This is a genomic window from Pseudomonas sp. NPDC086112, assembly GCF_044746425.1.
In the GTDB taxonomy this organism is placed as follows: domain Bacteria; phylum Pseudomonadota; class Gammaproteobacteria; order Pseudomonadales; family Pseudomonadaceae; genus Aquipseudomonas.
The window spans coordinates 24,673-40,208 of record NZ_JBIVCD010000026.1 but is presented as its reverse complement, the minus strand read 5'-3'; the positions used below and the strand labels follow the sequence as shown (position 1 = coordinate 40,208).

General features: G+C 58.9%; 12 protein-coding genes. 1 reads left to right on the top strand and 11 read right to left on the bottom strand.

Annotated elements, in window-relative coordinates:
- The 9 genes from ACIPLA_RS18195 to ACIPLA_RS18155 form a co-directional block, all read right to left on the bottom strand.
- Positions 1-889 (bottom strand): amino acid--tRNA ligase-related protein (locus ACIPLA_RS18195; protein WP_401174799.1); only part of this gene is annotated, 889 nt, incomplete at its 3' end.
- 102 nt (positions 890-991) lie between these two features.
- Positions 992-2,087 (bottom strand): peptide chain release factor 2 gene (gene prfB / locus ACIPLA_RS18190; RefSeq protein WP_095920368.1). Its coding sequence is split into 2 segments (ribosomal slippage): positions 992-2,014 and positions 2,016-2,087, totalling 1,095 coding nucleotides; the frame shifts between segments, so codons are not numbered across the junction.
- Positions 2,088-2,392: 305 nt separating this feature from the next.
- Entirely contained in the window at positions 2,393-3,394 is a 1,002-nt protein-coding gene (locus tag ACIPLA_RS18185) for a PleD family two-component system response regulator (RefSeq protein WP_192344187.1), read from the bottom strand.
- A 48-nt stretch (positions 3,395-3,442) separates the two neighbouring features.
- Entirely contained in the window at positions 3,443-4,453 is a 1,011-nt protein-coding gene (locus tag ACIPLA_RS18180) for a chemotaxis response regulator protein-glutamate methylesterase (protein WP_401174795.1), read from the bottom strand.
- Entirely contained in the window at positions 4,450-6,738 is a 2,289-nt protein-coding gene (locus tag ACIPLA_RS18175) for a hybrid sensor histidine kinase/response regulator (RefSeq protein ID WP_401174792.1), read from the bottom strand. The genes ACIPLA_RS18180 and ACIPLA_RS18175 overlap by 4 nt, the downstream gene beginning before the upstream one ends.
- Positions 6,735-7,418, bottom strand: coding sequence for a chemotaxis protein CheW (locus ACIPLA_RS18170; protein ID WP_401174790.1), 684 nt, complete (start codon positions 7,416-7,418; stop codon positions 6,735-6,737). Before ACIPLA_RS18170 ends, ACIPLA_RS18175 begins: the two co-directional genes overlap by 4 nt.
- The gene (locus tag ACIPLA_RS18165; RefSeq protein ID WP_401174787.1) at positions 7,415-8,692 is read right to left on the bottom strand and encodes a CheR family methyltransferase; all 1,278 of its coding nucleotides are present in this window, start codon (positions 8,690-8,692) and stop codon (positions 7,415-7,417) included. The genes ACIPLA_RS18170 and ACIPLA_RS18165 overlap by 4 nt, the downstream gene beginning before the upstream one ends.
- Positions 8,689-9,225, bottom strand: a complete 537-nt coding sequence (locus ACIPLA_RS18160) for a chemotaxis protein CheW (RefSeq protein ID WP_401174784.1) — start codon at positions 9,223-9,225, stop codon at positions 8,689-8,691. The genes ACIPLA_RS18165 and ACIPLA_RS18160 overlap by 4 nt, the downstream gene beginning before the upstream one ends.
- Positions 9,225-10,847: a methyl-accepting chemotaxis protein gene (locus tag ACIPLA_RS18155; protein WP_401174782.1), complete on the bottom strand. Its 1,623-nt coding sequence runs from the start codon at positions 10,845-10,847 to the stop codon at positions 9,225-9,227. Before ACIPLA_RS18155 ends, ACIPLA_RS18160 begins: the two co-directional genes overlap by 1 nt.
- A 393-nt stretch (positions 10,848-11,240) precedes the next feature.
- Here ACIPLA_RS18155 and ACIPLA_RS18150 point away from each other — a divergent pair, with 393 nt between their 5' ends.
- On the top strand, positions 11,241-11,651 hold the full coding sequence (locus ACIPLA_RS18150; RefSeq protein WP_401174779.1) for a hypothetical protein: 411 nt from the start codon (positions 11,241-11,243) through the stop codon (positions 11,649-11,651).
- A gap of 123 nt (positions 11,652-11,774) precedes the next feature.
- On the opposite strand, the gene ACIPLA_RS18145 is transcribed toward ACIPLA_RS18150, so the two are convergent.
- Positions 11,775-12,497, bottom strand: coding sequence for a tellurite resistance TerB family protein (locus tag ACIPLA_RS18145; protein WP_401174776.1), 723 nt, complete (start codon positions 12,495-12,497; stop codon positions 11,775-11,777).
- Positions 12,498-12,850: 353 nt separating this feature from the next.
- Positions 12,851-15,418: a hypothetical protein gene (locus ACIPLA_RS18140; protein ID WP_401174773.1), complete on the bottom strand. Its 2,568-nt coding sequence runs from the start codon at positions 15,416-15,418 to the stop codon at positions 12,851-12,853.
- Positions 15,419-15,536 lie beyond the last annotated feature (118 nt).

The following is a 15,536-nucleotide window of genomic DNA, read 5'->3' as shown; positions in this document are numbered from 1 at the left end:
CCAGTTCGCGGAACAGCTCTTCGGTCAGGTCCATGTTGTCTTCGTAGTCGGCGTAAGCCTGGTAGAACTCCAACATGGTGAATTCAGGGTTGTGACGCGTCGAAACGCCTTCGTTACGGAAGTTGCGGTTGATCTCGAAGACTTTTTCGAAGCCGCCGACCACGAGGCGCTTGAGATACAGCTCAGGCGCGATACGCAGGAACATTTCCATGTCCAGCGCATTGTGGTGAGTTTCGAACGGCTTGGCCGCCGCGCCGCCTGGAATGGTTTGCAGCATCGGTGTTTCCACTTCCAGGAAGTCACGCTTCATCAGGAAGCTGCGGATGTGCGCAATCACTTGCGAACGAACACGGAAGGTCTGGCGCACCTCTTCGTTGACGATCAGGTCAACGTAACGCTGACGGTAGCGCTGTTCGGTGTCGGTCAGGCCGTGGTGCTTGTCCGGCAGCGGGCGCAGGGATTTGGTCAGCAGGCGCACGCTGGTCATTTCGACGTACAGGTCGCCCTTGCCGGAACGCGCCAGGGTGCCAACGGCTGCAATGATGTCACCCATGTCCCAGGTTTTCACCGCCGCCAGGGTGTCTTCGGACAGGGTTTTACGGTTGACGTAAACCTGAATCCGTCCGGTCATGTCCTGGATCACCATGAACGAGCCACGGTTGAGCATGATGCGACCCGCCACCTTGACCGGGATTGCAGCCTCTGCCAGCTCTTCCTTGGTCTTGTCCGCGTACTGTTTCTGCAAGTCTTCGCAGTAATTGTCGCGGCGGAAGTCATTGGGGAAGGCATTGCCCTTGGCGCGCTCGGCAGCAAGCTTTTCCTTGCGCAGGGCGATCAGGGAGTTTTCTTCCTGTTGCAGGGCTTGCGGGTCGAGTTGTAGGTCGCTCATGTCTTTAAAAATTCCATCTCAGGTTCGTTGCCCCCGCCATTCGCCGGGGTTCGCGGGCAAGCCTCGCTCCTACAGGGTGGTGACAACCCTGTAGCGCGGGCCTTAGAGCCCTTGTTTCAGGCTGGCCACCAGGTATTCGTCGATGTCGCCGTCGAGCACCTTGTCGCAGTCGCTGCGTTCGATGTTGGTACGCAGATCCTTGATCCGCGAGGCATCGAGCACATACGAACGGATCTGGTGACCCCAGCCGATATCCGACTTGGTGTCTTCCAGAGCCTGGGAAGCGGCGTTGCGCTTCTGCACTTCCTGCTCGTACAAGCGCGCCCGCAACATTTTCATCGCGGTGTCTTTGTTCGCATGCTGGGAACGTTCGTTCTGGCAGCTGACCACGGTGTTGGTCGGTACGTGGGTAATCCGTACGGCCGAGTCGGTGGTGTTTACGTGCTGACCACCGGCACCGGAGGAGCGGTAGGTGTCGATGCGCAGGTCCGACGGGTTGATGTCGATTTCGATGTTGTCATCGATTTCCGGCGACACGAACACGGCCGAGAACGAGGTGTGACGACGGTTGCCGGAGTCGAACGGGCTCTTGCGCACCAGACGGTGCACGCCGATTTCGGTACGCAGCCAGCCAAAGGCGTATTCGCCCTTGATGTGCACGGTAGCGCCTTTGATACCGGCGACTTCACCGGCCGACAGCTCCATGATGGTGGCGTCGAAACCGCGTTTATCCGCCCAGCGCAGGTACATGCGCAGCAGGATGTTGGCCCAGTCCTGGGCCTCGGTACCGCCGGAGCCGGCCTGAATGTCCAGGTAGGCATTGTTGGCGTCCATCTCACCGCTGAACATGCGACGGAATTCGAGTTTTTCCAGGGATTCGCGCAGGCGCTCGACTTCGGCGGCGACGTCATCGACGGCGGCCTGGTCTTCTTCTTCGGCGGACATCAGCAGCAGGTCTTTGGCATCGGCCAGACCGCTGTGCATTTCGTCGAGGGTTTCGACGATCTGAGCCAGCAGCGACCGCTCGCGGCCCAGCTCCTGAGCGTACGACGGGTTGTTCCAGACACTCGGATCTTCAAGCTCGCGATTGACTTCAGTCAGACGCTCATGCTTTTGATCGTAGTCAAAGATACCCCCGAATAGTTTCGGAGCGCTCGGACAGGTCCTTGATACTGTTAAGGATCGGGTTGATTTCCATGGCGGGCAGCACTCGTTGGCGAACTTTTGAAAGCCGGCGAGTATAACGTAATCAAGCTGTCAAGGCAGCCCGCCTGGCGGCTTTAGCGGCGAATGGTTTTGCCTGAAACCACGGGGCACTCCTGTAGCAGCGGTCGAGCACCGCGAGGCCGCGTTCGAGGACGAAGTCCTCGCCAGTCCTGCGCACGCGGTTTGTCTGGAAGACCGCGCTGTATGGTTTTACGACGGCTGCGCCGCCGAACGCTGCCTCGCGGGGCTCGACAGCTGCTACGGTGCTGCGGTGCTACAGAGTGAGGTATTTGTGGGTTATTCGATCCCCACCTGATTACGCCCATTGTTCTTCGCCAGGTACAGCCCCTTGTCTGCCGCCGAGATCAATTGCCGGCAATCGCTGCCCGGCTGCGGAATCATGGTCGACAGGCCGATGCTGATGGTCAGGCTCGAACCTTCGCTCGGGAAAATGTGCGGGATCTTCAACCCGGCCACGGTCTGGCGCAGTTTTTCCGCCACCATTCGCGCACCGCCCGGTGAAGTGTTGGGCAAGACCAGGACGAACTCTTCGCCGCCGTAACGGGCCGGCAAGTCCGAAGGTCTGGAGCTGGCGTCGCGAATCGCCGTGGCGACTTTGCGCAGGGCTTCATCGCCTTCAAGGTGGCCAAAGCTGTCGTTGAAGGACTTGAAGTAGTCGACATCGATCATCAGTAGCGACAATTGAGTCTGGTCTCGCAGCGAACGCCGCCACTCCAGTTCCAGGTATTCGTCGAAATGCCGGCGGTTCGACAGCCCGGTCAGGCCGTCGGAGTTCATCAGGCGTTGCAGCACCAGGTTTGTGTCGAGCAATTGCTGCTGGCTGACCCGCAGCGCGCGGTACGCCGCGTCACGTTGCAGCAGGGTCATGTAGGAGCGCGAGTGATAGCGGATACGCGCTACCAGTTCGATGTTGTCCGGCAGTTTGACCAGGTAATCGTTGGCACCGGCGGCAAACGCCGCGCTCTTGATCAGCGGGTCTTCCTTGGTCGACAGGACAATGATCGGAATGTCCTTGGTCGCCGGGTGATTACGGTACTCGCGCACCAGGCTCAGGCCGTCGAGGCCAGGCATGACCAGATCCTGAAGGATTACGGTCGGCTTGATGCGAATCGCCTGGGCGATGGCCTGGTGCGGGTCGGCACAGAAATGGAAGTCGATGTTTTCTTCGTTCGACAAACCACGCCGCACTGCCTCGCCGATCATCGCCTGATCGTCCACCAACAACACCATGGCGGCGTTTTCATCGGTTTTGAAGTCGTCGAGCTGTAATTCATTCATGTGCGGTCACCTGAGTACTGCCTTGGCCACGATTGCTGCTAATAATAGTCATTTTGAGAAGATCTCCAGCAATCGTGGCGCTATCTTGTCCAGTGGGCAAACTTCCACAGCCGCGTTAATGGCCGCGGCCGCCTTCGGCATGCCATACACCGCACTGCTTTGTTGGTCCTGAGCGATGGTCAGATAGCCCTGTTGGCGCATGAGTTTAAGCCCCTGCGCGCCGTCACGCCCCATACCGGTCAGCAGAACACCCACAGCGTCACCGCTCCAGTAACTGGCCACACTTTCGAAAAACACATCGATCGACGGCCGATAGATCTCGTTGACCGGTTCGGCGGTGTAGGCGAGTGTGCCGTTTTTCAGCAATCGAATGTGATGGTTGGTGCCGGCCAACAGGACCACGCCGCTTTGCGGCCGTTCGCCTTCCAGGGCCAGGCGCACGTCCAGGCCACTGGCGCGGGCAAGCCATTCGGCCATGCCGGCGGCGAACACCTGATCCACATGCTGGACCAGCACGATGGCCGCCGAAAAATCTCGTGGCAGGCCCTTGAGCAGCACTTCCAGCGCCGCCGGCCCGCCAGCGGAAGAACCGATGGCCACCAAATGCTGGCGCGAGGACGAGTGGCGGTGCTGGCTCGGTGTCGATCGCACCCGATTGCTGTGGTCACCAATCAGCCAGCCAATGTTCATGATCTTGCGCAGCAGCGGTGCGGCGGCTTCCTGAGGATTGCCGCCGCCGATAGCCGGGGTATCGACCACATCCAGCGCGCCGTAGCCCATGGCTTCGAACACCCGGTGCACGTTCTGCTCGCGGTCGACAGTGACAATGACTATCGCGCATGGGGTCTCGGCCATGATTCGCCGGGTCGCTTCCACACCGTCCATCAACGGCATGATCAAATCCATCAGGATCAGATCCGGGGTGTATTCAGTGCAACGTTGCACTGCCTCGGCCCCATTGCCGGCGACCCAGACCACCTCGTGCGCCGGTTCGAACGCCAAAGCGCGGCGCAAGGCCTCTACCGCCATGGGCATGTCGTTGACGATAGCGATTTTCATGCCCGCGCGCCTCCAATGAGCTCAACCACTGCATCCAGCAAAGCGTCATCATGAAAACTCGCTTTGGCTAGATAATAGTCGGCTCCGGCGTCCAGTCCACGGCGACGGTCTTCTTCGCGGTCCTTGTAGGACACCACCATCACCGGCAGGGATTGCAGACGGTTGTCGCGGCGTACCAAAGACACCAGCTCGATGCCATCCATGCGCGGCATGTCGATGTCGGTGATCAACAGATCGAAGTCCTCTGAACGCAGGGCGTTCCAGCCATCCATACCGTCCACCGCCACAGCGACGTCATAGCCGCGATTGAGCAGCAATTTGCGCTGCAACTCACGAACGGTCAGCGAGTCGTCCACCACCAGAATCCGTTTACGCGCCGCTTCGACAACCTGATTGGCGTGCCGGGCAATGCGCTCCAGACGCCCGGTATTGAGCAGTTTGTCCACCGAACGCAGCATGTCTTCGACGTCGACGATCAACACCACCGAGCCGTCGTCGAGCAACGCCCCGGCGGAGATGTCCTGCACCTTGCCCAAGCGCTCATCCAGCGGCAGGACCACCAACGTTCGCTCGCCGATAAAGCGCTCGACTGCCACCCCGTAGATTGCCTCGCGCTCGCGGATGACCACGACTTTGAGGGTTTGCGCGTTGTTCTGGCTCGCCGGGCGATGCAACAGTTGACTGGCGGCAACCAGCCCGACATGCCGGCCTTCGTACCAGAAGTGCTGCCGGCCTTCGACCTGCACGATATCTTCCGGCGCCAGGTCGCACATGCGCTCGATGTGCGCCAGCGGGAAGGCATACGCCTCATCACCGACTTCCACCACCAGGCTGCGCACCACCGATAGCGTCAGCGGCACTTCCAGATGAAAGCGACTGCCCTCGCCCGCTGTCTGCTCCAGCACCACGGCGCCGCGCAATTGGCGAACCATGTGCTGAACCGCATCCAGCCCCACGCCGCGCCCGGAAACTTCGGTGACCGCGTCGCGCAGGCTGAAACCCGGCAGAAACAGGAACGTCAGCAGCTCTTCTTCGCTCAACTGGGCGGCGGTTTCGGCTGGGGATAACTGCCGCTCGACGATGTTGCGGCGCAGCTTCTCCAGATCAACACCATTGCCGTCATCGCTGAGTTCCAACACCAGCAGACCGGCCTGATGGGACGCTCGCAAACGGATCACGCCTTCTTCCGGTTTGCCGGCCAATAGTCGTTGTTCCCGGGTTTCGATGCCGTGATCCACCGCATTACGCAGCAGGTGTGTCAGCGGCGCTTCGAGCTTTTCCAGAACGTCGCGATCGACTTGAGTCTTGTCGCCCTCAATCTCCAGCCGCACCTGTTTTCCAAGGTCGCGGCCGAGATCACGGACCATGCGCACTTGCCCGCTCAGCACGTCGGCGAATGGCCGCATGCGACAGGCCAGCGCCGTGTCGTACAACACCTGCGCACGCTGGCTGGCGTGCCAGGCGAACTCGTCCAGCTCGGCGTTTTTTTCCACCAGCAATTGCTGAGACTCGGCCAACAATCGGCGGGCATCGCCCAAGGCTTCCTGGGCTTCGAGACTCAAGGCATGGTCCTTGAGATGGACGTTGAGGTTTTCCAGCGCCCGCAGGCCGTTGCTCTGCATGCGTCTGAGGCGCTGCATGGTGGCCAGATGCGGCTTGAGCCGCTGGGTTTCCACCAGGGATTTACTCGACAGGTCGAGCAGGCTGTTCAAGCGCTCGGCCGTGACGCGCAATACGCGTTCGCCACTTTCGGTGGTGCGTTTAGTCGTGGGCGCTGGCTCGGTGGGCGCTGCCGGGGAGGCTTCGGCGGTGGCCGGCATGGGCGGCTCAACCTTGGGCGTCGGCGGTTGCATCTGAAGCTCTGCCATCGGCGGCGCGATGGGCGCAGTGGCCGCCATGTGATCAAGCAACCGTCCCATCAAGACGACGTAAGCGTCGATATCCGCTGGCGCCGGAGCGTTGCCCGGCGTCGCAATCCGCATCAGCAGATCGGTGCCTTGCAACAGTGCATCAATGTGTTCGGGCCGCAGGTACAGGCGCCCTTCCTGGGCGCTGACCAGGTAATCTTCCATCACATGGGCAACGCTGACCCCGGCATCGACACCGACAATCCGCGCCGCGCCCTTGAGCGAATGGGCGGCGCGCATGCACGACTCGAGGTAATCGGCCTGGGTCGGATCGCGCTCAAGCGCCAAAAGACCTGCGCTCAGCACCAGGGTCTGGGCCTCGGCTTCGAGGCTGAACAGCTCCAGCAAAGAGGCGTCACGCATTTGCTCGGGGGTCATGTGAGGCTCCGGGTCACGGCGGATAGCAGCTGTTCTTCATCCAGCCAACGCAGGCTGCGACCTTTGAATTGCAAGACGCCACGGGTGTATCTGGCGCTGGCCTGGGTGCCGGACTGGGACGCCGCATCGAGAATGCGCTCGTCGATGGCGTGAATCCCGTCCACCTCATCCACCGGTACCACCACCGGCCCGCCGTGGGCGGCGATGATCAGCATCCGCGGCATCACCCGCGCGCCGGACGCCACGCCACTGGTGCCGTCGAGCCCCAGCAACTCCACCAGCGACAGGCATGCTACCAAGGCACCGCGCACATTCGCCACGCCGAGCAACGCCCCGGAGCGCTGGTGTGGCAAGGAGTGAATCGCTTGCAGCGGCGCCACTTCGACCAGGCTGCGAGTGGCCAGGCCCAACCATTCTTCGCCGAGGCGAAACATCAGCAGCGAGCGGGTTTTCACATCGCTGCCGGCCACCGTGGAGACTTGCTCGCGGTCGTCCTGCTGCAAGGCATAGCGATCGAGCAAGCGCGTGGCGGCGACCGAATACACCGCGCAGTTGCGACAATGAATGTGCTCGCTCAGCAATGGGCAGGACTTGTCGCCGTGGATACCGATGCGGTTCCAGCAGTCGTCGATGGCCTGGGCATTTTCATGGATGACGCTCAAGGTATTGGCGGCGTTCATCGTTTACGCTCACTGTCTGCGGCGCGCTCGCTGCGGGCGGCGCGGGCCTGTAATCGTCGGGCTCCCGCCGTGTCGCCCTGGGACTGGAGCAAGGCGGCCAGGTGCATCAGCGCGTCGGGGTGTTGCGGCTCGAGGTACAACGCCTTGCGATAAAAGCCCTGGGCCTCGAGAGCGCTGCCGGCGACATCGCTGAGCAGCCCCAGCCAATAGAACACCTGCGCCACCGGCTCGTGACTGCGCAAAAAACTGTCGCACGCGGCGCGGGCCTCGGCACTTTTCCCTTCGTTGGCCAGCGCGGCGATGTTCGCCAGCAGCGTAGCGGCGTCTGAAGGGGGAGTGGCCGAAGGGGTGGCGGCGACCTGAGGCATCGGCACCACCGTCGCAAAAGGCCGACTGCGCACCGGCGGCGGTGTCACGCTGCGCACCGGTTGTTGAGCCGGCAGCGGCGTCGGCACGAAGGTCGCGAGCGGCTCTTGCGCACTTTGACGACTGAAGGCAAACGACTGCGGGATGCCGATCGAGCGCATGCCGAAACGCCCCAACAGACTGCCTTCCGCCGGGCCGATAAACAGCACGCCGTCGACATGGGTCAGGCGCTTGAGCACTTCGAACACCTGCTGCTGGGTCGGCTTATCGAAATAGATCAGCAAATTGCGGCAGAACACGAAGTCATAAGGTGGCTCGTTGGCCAGCAAGGCCGGATCCAGCAGATTGCCGACCTGCAAACGCACCTGCTCAATCACGCGCCCACTGAGGCGATAGTTGTCGTTTTCAGCCGTGAAATGCCGCTCGCGGAAGTCGATGTCCTGGCCACGAAACGAATTCTTGCCGTACAGCGCGAGCCTGGCCTTTTCCACCGACAGCGGGCTGACATCCATGCCGTCGACTTTGAACTGGTGTGGCGCCAGCCCGGCATCGAGCAATGCCATGGCGATGGAATACGGTTCTTCGCCGGTGGAACACGGCAGACTGAGAATCCGCAGGGCGCGCATGTTATTGATCGCCGCCAGCCGTTTGGCCGCCAGTTTCGCCAGCGTGGCGAAGGATTCCGGGTAACGGAAAAACCAGGTCTCGGGGACGATCACCGCTTCGATCAGCGCCTGTTGTTCGTCGCGCGAGCCCAGCAGAGTGTGCCAATACTCATCGGCCGTCAGCGCCCGAGCCGCCGTGCAGCGCTGGCGCACCGCGCGTTCGATGATCGCCGGGCCGACCGAGCCCACATCGAGGCCGATACGTTCTTTGAGGAAATCGAAAAACCGTTGATCGCTGCTCATCCCTGCTCCTCAAACTGCGCCAGGTCCAGCGGCGGCGAGGGAAACAACAAGGCGCGGACCTGTTCGTCCAGCAAATCGGCAACCCGCACCCATTGCAGTAAACCCTGGGCATCTTCGCGCACCGGCCCCAGGTACGGCGCCTGGCGATTGTCCAGGCCATAAGGCTGAAAGTCCGCCGGGTTGCAGCGCAACGTGTCGGTGGCCTGTTCCAGAATCAGCCCGAGCAATTGCGCAGGCGTCGCCTCATCCGGGCGATAATGCACCAGCACCAGCCGCGTACTGTTGCGAGCCTGGGCCGGTTGGCCGAACGTCAGGGCGCTGAGGTCGATCACCGGCACCACCGCGCCGCGATAGGCGAATACCCCCGCCACCCAGTCCGGTGCCTGGGGAATCGGTTTCAACGGCAGCTGCGGCAGCACTTCGGCCACCTCGATGGCCTGCAAGGCGTAACGCTCGTTGCCGATGCGGAACACCAGAAACAACGACTGTTTCACCGGCATCACCGCGCCGCGCTTGACCGCGAGCTCGCTCATCAGACTTTGAATCGCGAGACGCCGCCACGTAGCCCCACGGCCACCTGGCTCAATTCATCAATGGCGAAACTGGCCTGACGCAAAGACTCGACAGTCTGGCTGCTGGCATCGCCCAACTGCACCAACGCGTGGTTGATCTGCTCGGCGCCGGTGGCTTGGGCCTGCATGCCTTCGTTGACCATCAACACCCGTGGTGCCAGTGCCTGAACCTGATGGATGATCTGCGACAACTGCTCGCCCACCGACTGCACCTCGGACATGCCACGGCGCACTTCTTCGGAAAACTTGTCCATGCCCATGACCCCGGCCGACACCGCCGACTGAATCTCGCGCACCATCTGCTCGATGTCGTAAGTGGCCACCGCAGTCTGGTCTGCCAGGCGCCGTACTTCGGTAGCGACCACGGAAAACCCGCGACCATATTCACCGGCCTTCTCGGCTTCGATCGCGGCATTCAGGGACAACAGGTTGGTCTGGTCGGCGACTTTGACGATGGTCACCACCACCTGATTGATGTTGCCGGCCTTCTCGTTAAGGATCGCCAGTTTGGCGTTGACCAGATCGGCCGCGCCCATCACCGAGTGCATGGTGTCTTCCATGCGCGCCAGGCCTTGCTGACCGGAACCGGCCAGCACCGACGCCTGATCAGCGGCGGTGGAGACTTCGGTCATGGTGCGTACCAGATCCCGCGAAGTGGCGGCAATTTCCCGCGATGTCGCGCCGATTTCGGTGGTGGTGGCAGCGGTTTCGGTGGCCGTGGCCTGCTGCTGCTTGGATGTCGCGGCGATTTCCGTGACCGAGGTGGTGACCTGGACCGAGGAGCGCTGGGCCTGGGATACCAGCGAGGTGAGCTCGGTCATCATGTCGTTGAAGCCGGTTTCCACCGCACCAAATTCGTCCTTGCGATCAAGATCCAGGCGACTGCTGAGATCGCCGGTGCGCATGACTTCGAGGATATCCACGATGCGATTCATTGGTGCCATGATCGCGCGCATCAGCAGCAGGCCACAGAGGCCGGCGACGATGATCGCCACCAGCAAAGAGACGCCCATACTGATTTTGGCGGCGGTCACCGCTTCGCCGATGGCTAGCGTGGCTTTTTCAGCCAGTGCGTGATTATCTTCGAGAAGGCTGTTCAACTGCTTGCGCCCATTGATCCAGGCTGGCGCGAGCTTCTGCTCCAGGGCCAGGCGCGCTTGCTCGTACTCTTTGCGTTGATAGAGGTCGAGTACGTTGGTCATTTCTTGATTGAAGAGCTGATGACGCGCTTCGAATTCGTCGAAGAGGACCTGGTCTTCCACGGTGAAAATGGTTTTGCGGTAATTGGCCATCTGCTCGCTCAAGCGCTCTTCGAAGCTCTTGTACATGGCCTGGTCGGCGGCGGTCATTTCGCGTCGTCCGGAAAGGCCGACAAGCTGCTGGGTGAGGTTAAAACTGTCGACCCAGGCACCGCGGATCATCGAACTGAAATACACCCCGGGAACCGCATCGAGGCGGACCCTTTCTGCGCTGGCGTCGATCTTCATCAGCCGAGAAAAGGACACCACAACCATCAACAGCATGATCGCGATAATCACCGCAAAGCTCGCCAAAATGCGTTGGCGCAACGTCCAGTTCTTCACAGTCAGTCCTCGGTGCGGTTCGAATTGCGGGGGAGTATAGCCGAGGGTGGTGTTTCATTTATCAAACGCAGAGCACCGACTCTTATTCCGCCGACAAAAAGCCGGGGTTCGGCAGAACGGATCGTGGATTGGTCATTGGGGGGCATTGTCGCGATGGCGTCCATCCCGGCAAAAATCTGTTGCCTGACACACCGCATTCGCTAGCAAGCCCGCTTGTGTCTTGCGCAGCAATTAACTGAGGATGCAGTCATATCTCAAAATCTGCGAATAAATACACGCACCATTCAGAAAAGCTCTAAACAACTATCACTTCTGACAGTAGCCTTCCCAGCCACTTATTTCTAATCTACCTCAAGCCCCCCCTGATATCAAACTCGCAAAAGAGGTGCAGACATGAACGCCAAAGAAGATCTGATCAGCCAATTACTATCAAACAAAATAAAAGCCACAGGAACATTTATTGCAGAAGAAAATGGAGAGAAAGTATTTTCAGCCGAATCCGTAATTCTTAAAAAAACACCGGACAATGATTACTACATTATCGGTATTCATGACTCAAAAGGTACTCAAGAGCACATTGCCCTCAGTGTATCCGGGGTAATCAAAGACGGAAAATACACAGCAACACCCGACGGTGCGGCATTAAACTGGAGCGCTGAGCTAAAAGGAGACCGTTCAAAAGTCAAATCAGGCAAACTGTCCGTCGAGTTCAGCGAACTTCGAAGTCGAGCGCGTGGCGGCTACGAGATTACGTTAGAAAACAACAGAACATTAAACGGCGAATTTGATATCTCTCGTAGTTAGTATCTGCGTCTATTGTCGGACGAGCCACACCTGACTTTAAACAAACAACCCCGTCAACCTTGAAAACAGTGTTGATGGGGTTTCGATGGTATTGAAACTCGGTAAATCGCCTCTGCGATTTGTTCACCCGAGTGACGATGACGCCTGCCGCACCTGCTTCTCCAACTCAGCCTTCAACCCGGGCTCCAGCTTCAACTGCCGCGCCAGTTCATCGAGGTAGGACTTTTCCATGAAGTTCTCTTCGTCCACCAGCATCACACTGGCGATGTACATTTCAGCCGCCATTTCCGGCGTACTCGCAGCACGGGCGACGTCGGTCGGGTCCAGCGGTTTGTTGAGTTCAGCGTGCAGCCACTGCTGCAGTTCCTGATCGTTGTCGAGCTTGGTGAACTCGCCTTCGATCAACGCACGCTCGCGTTCATCCACATGACCATCGGCTTTGGCCGCCGCCACCAGCGCCTTGAGAATCGCCTGGCTGTGTTGCTCGACTTGCGCCGCTGGCACACGGTCGAGGGTTTGCGGTTCAGTCTTCGGCGCGGTGCCTTGCTGGGCCTGCCAATTTCCGTAAGCCTTATAGGCAATGACCCCCAACGCGGCGAGGCCACCGTAAGTCAGGGCCTTGCCGCCCACACTGCGAGCCTTCTTGCTGCCCAGCAACAGGCCCATGGCCCCGGCCGCCAGCGCCCCACCACCGGCGCCCGAAAGCACACTGCCGAGCCCACCACTACCGCCAAGCAAGCCGCCCAGCCCACCGCCAGCCGATTTGTTCTGCGTCCCGCCAGCCTTGTTCTGCAACAGATCCTGACCGGACTTGAGTAACTGATCGAGCAATCCACGGGTGTTCATTTGCTGCCTCCACGAATTCGGATTAACCGGATCATTAAGGCCATGAGCCTGGACCGAAAGTGCCCGGTGTCGTGGGTGAGAGTGCTTCAGGATGTTGCTTGCTACTGGCAGGCGCTGATTTTCTTGCCCACGCCCCAGTGAGCCAACCATTGGAGTAGGGAATGGGTGCCAGATTTTTATATAGACCTGCGTTTTATATCTGCAACAACATAGTTATTGATTCGCCACCAACGTGTGCAGCGCAAAAAAAACGGAACAATTTTAAAAAATCCGTTCCGCTTTTTTTATTCTTCACTTTACTCTTGTCCTTCTTGTTAAGAACCTAACAACTCATTCACCCGAAAGCCCACCTCTTACTCTTTCGTTTCAAGCGTCTTAGTTATTTCAAGTATTTCAAGCTCCTCAGCCATTTCAAGCTCTTCGCGCATCTTGATCTCTTCGAGCGTTTTTGCTTCGAGCCTTTCTTCCATTACAATAGTGGTAATTCTGAAATCATTTCCAGCATTAGTTGATGTGTGATTACGCAATGCAAATTCAACCATTCGGTCGTTGGAAAACGTACCAGGATAGCGTAAAGTTCCTGTCTTCCAATTTGCGTTAGCCCCTGTATTGATAGTCCCCCCACTTGCGTTTGCGACCATTATATCCAATGTTGTACCAGTCGTATTTGAAGTTGTATTCGCACTGGCACTGTAAATAAAGTTGTAGGATTTCCCAACCCGCACCGGAACTTGAAAATTCATAATCGTGGCAGCCCAATTAACATTTGCATCGGTATTTGAGCGGACATACCATAGCCCCGCCTGCTGTTCCACATATAAATTACTACCAGTATTATAGGGTGGTTGACGAACCCAACCTTGAAAGGTTCCGTCATTAAAACTCCACATCGCCTTAAAATTAAACGTTCTCGCTAGAGACTCCGGCTGAGTTCCATACTTGGCTTTAGCCTTGAAACTGTACCTTCCTACAGTCACGGCAACAGACGGTAGCCGCCATGTACCTGTGGCATCAACGTCCACGACCCATTTCGACGCATTCCCTTCGAAAACTTCAACTTGCATGTTCCGCGTCGCCTTGCCGGTCAGCGTCACTGTGGTCGATACCAAAGCACGTTCGTAGTTGGCGTTGTTGGCGATTTCCTGGCTGCTCGGGTCTTTCACCGAGGTGATCTCCGGCGTCACTGCAGCGACGACGGTAAAGATCCAGTCCGTCGTAACCTGACCACTGCCATACAGCGCTTTCGCGGTGAAATGGTGCTCCGCCTCACTCAGCGCCCAGACCTCCAGGGTCCAGATGCCGGTCGTCGCGTCGGCGGTAGGTTCGCCCTTGACGGTGACGCCATCGAGAATCTGCACCTTCTGGCCTTTGCTGGCCGTGCCGGTGAGCGTCACGCTGGTCTCGACGGTGAAACCGTTGTGAGGGACTTCGACGTTCTTGGGGTCTTTCACCGAGGTAATGATCGGTGCAACGACTGCCGTTACATTCACCACCCACGCCGCCGAAACCTGACCACTGCCATACAGCGCTTTCGCAGTAAAAATGTGCTTCGCCACATTCAGCGCCGTGACCTCCAGGGTCCAGATGCCGGTCGTCGCGTCGGCGACAGGTTCGCCCTTGACGGTGGCGCCATCGAGAATCTGCACCTTCTGGCCTTTGCTGGCAGTGCCCGTGAGTGTGATCCGGGTCTCAGTCGTGGTGCCACCATTGTCGATTTCACCCTTTGAGTCTGTCACGCGGGTGATTACTGGCGGCACAGTCACGGCCTCACCAATCACCCGCGCCTTAGCCTCCCGCGAGGAATATTTCTGCTCGCCGTTTCTTTTCAGCACATACCTCACGATCACGGTCTGGACGGAAACGACCTTGTCATTCGGGATTTCCAGTACGACACGCACCGGGTCCCCGAACTCGTCCGCCTGAATATTTCCCCCTACGGTCATCACCACATCCGGCAGCCCCGGTGATTGGCCGGTGTAGGTCGCTTCGATGAAGTCGCCCACTTCGAAGCGAGGGTCTCTCACCAGGATAATCACATACAGGTAGGCCCCCAGTTTTCCCAGGTCGATGGTGCCTGACTCGTCTTCGGCCTCACTCAGAATTTCGCGCAGAATCGCAGCTGGCAAGCGGGTGCCCGCCAGATCTTCGTCCACGGTTTGAGTCGCAGACCAGATAGCATCGGTGTCCGGGACGTTTCCGAGCTGGTCGGTGACGGTGTAGGAAAAGTTGAGCTCATGGTTGGGTCTTTGCGCGACTTCCAGGTGAGCGCGGGTCACGGTAAAACACACCCTGGTCGCGATCGGTGAGCCCGGATCGGGTGGTTCAGGCGCTTCGTCCCTGCCAACGATGAAATGCGTGGACTCACCGTTACACTTCAGGGTAATCGTGTCGTAGGCTCGGCAGTAGGGATAAGACACACACACTTGGGCACTGACGAAGTCGGGGCCGACGCCGTTCTTGATGGCGTCGGGCAACAATAACTCCAGCTCGGAATGGCCCTCTTCATTCGGAAATCTGTCTTTTAAACCGGGCCGGATTTTGTTGTACAGCATCGTCAGCATCGGTGAGGTGCCGATATTGTTGCTGCCGCGCTTGATGATGTAGAAGAGTTCATTGATCCGATCCGCATGCAACCGGCCTTTGGGGATACGCAGGGTCGTGATCGCGTTCTCATCCTCAATGATTTTGCTGTACAGAAACGTGGTCTCCCCGACCAGCCACAGCTCCATGACATCCCCGGGATTCATCGTGCCCGACAACGGCGGATCGATCTCGACAGTGGCGCCCTCACCGTCAGTGACGAGATCGTAAATCACCAGGGACACGCCGATATCGGCCCCTATGACTGGCCGGGTCGCGCCAAGCACTCGGGGTCTATCCAACACTAGTACGGTGTTATCGAGCGATTCCGGTAGGGTCATGATAAAGGCTCCTGCACGATGGGCTTTGGGTTGGGTTATCCAATACCGATACGCGGGAACTGGCTACTGTCAGAACTAACAGGTAGACGACTTTTCCAGACAAACGGTAAAGCGTATC

What these genes read in the sequence shown, in the direction of transcription:
- ACIPLA_RS18185 (WP_192344187.1), bottom strand. Translation starts at nt 3,394, where the DNA reads ATGAATGAATTACAGCTCGACGACTTCAAAACCGATGAAAACGCCGCC.
- ACIPLA_RS18180 (WP_401174795.1), bottom strand. Translation starts at nt 4,453, where the DNA reads ATGAAAATCGCTATCGTCAACGACATGCCCATGGCGGTAGAGGCCTTG.
- ACIPLA_RS18175 (WP_401174792.1), bottom strand. Translation starts at nt 6,738, where the DNA reads ATGACCCCCGAGCAAATGCGTGACGCCTCTTTGCTGGAGCTGTTCAGC.
- ACIPLA_RS18170 (WP_401174790.1), bottom strand. Translation starts at nt 7,418, where the DNA reads ATGAACGCCGCCAATACCTTGAGCGTCATCCATGAAAATGCCCAGGCC.
- ACIPLA_RS18165 (WP_401174787.1), bottom strand. Translation starts at nt 8,692, where the DNA reads ATGAGCAGCGATCAACGGTTTTTCGATTTCCTCAAAGAACGTATCGGC.
- ACIPLA_RS18160 (WP_401174784.1), bottom strand. Translation starts at nt 9,225, where the DNA reads ATGAGCGAGCTCGCGGTCAAGCGCGGCGCGGTGATGCCGGTGAAACAG.
- ACIPLA_RS18150 (WP_401174779.1), top strand. Translation starts at nt 11,241, where the DNA reads ATGAACGCCAAAGAAGATCTGATCAGCCAATTACTATCAAACAAAATA.
- ACIPLA_RS18145 (WP_401174776.1), bottom strand. Translation starts at nt 12,497, where the DNA reads ATGAACACCCGTGGATTGCTCGATCAGTTACTCAAGTCCGGTCAGGAT.
- ACIPLA_RS18140 (WP_401174773.1), bottom strand. Translation starts at nt 15,418, where the DNA reads ATGACCCTACCGGAATCGCTCGATAACACCGTACTAGTGTTGGATAGA.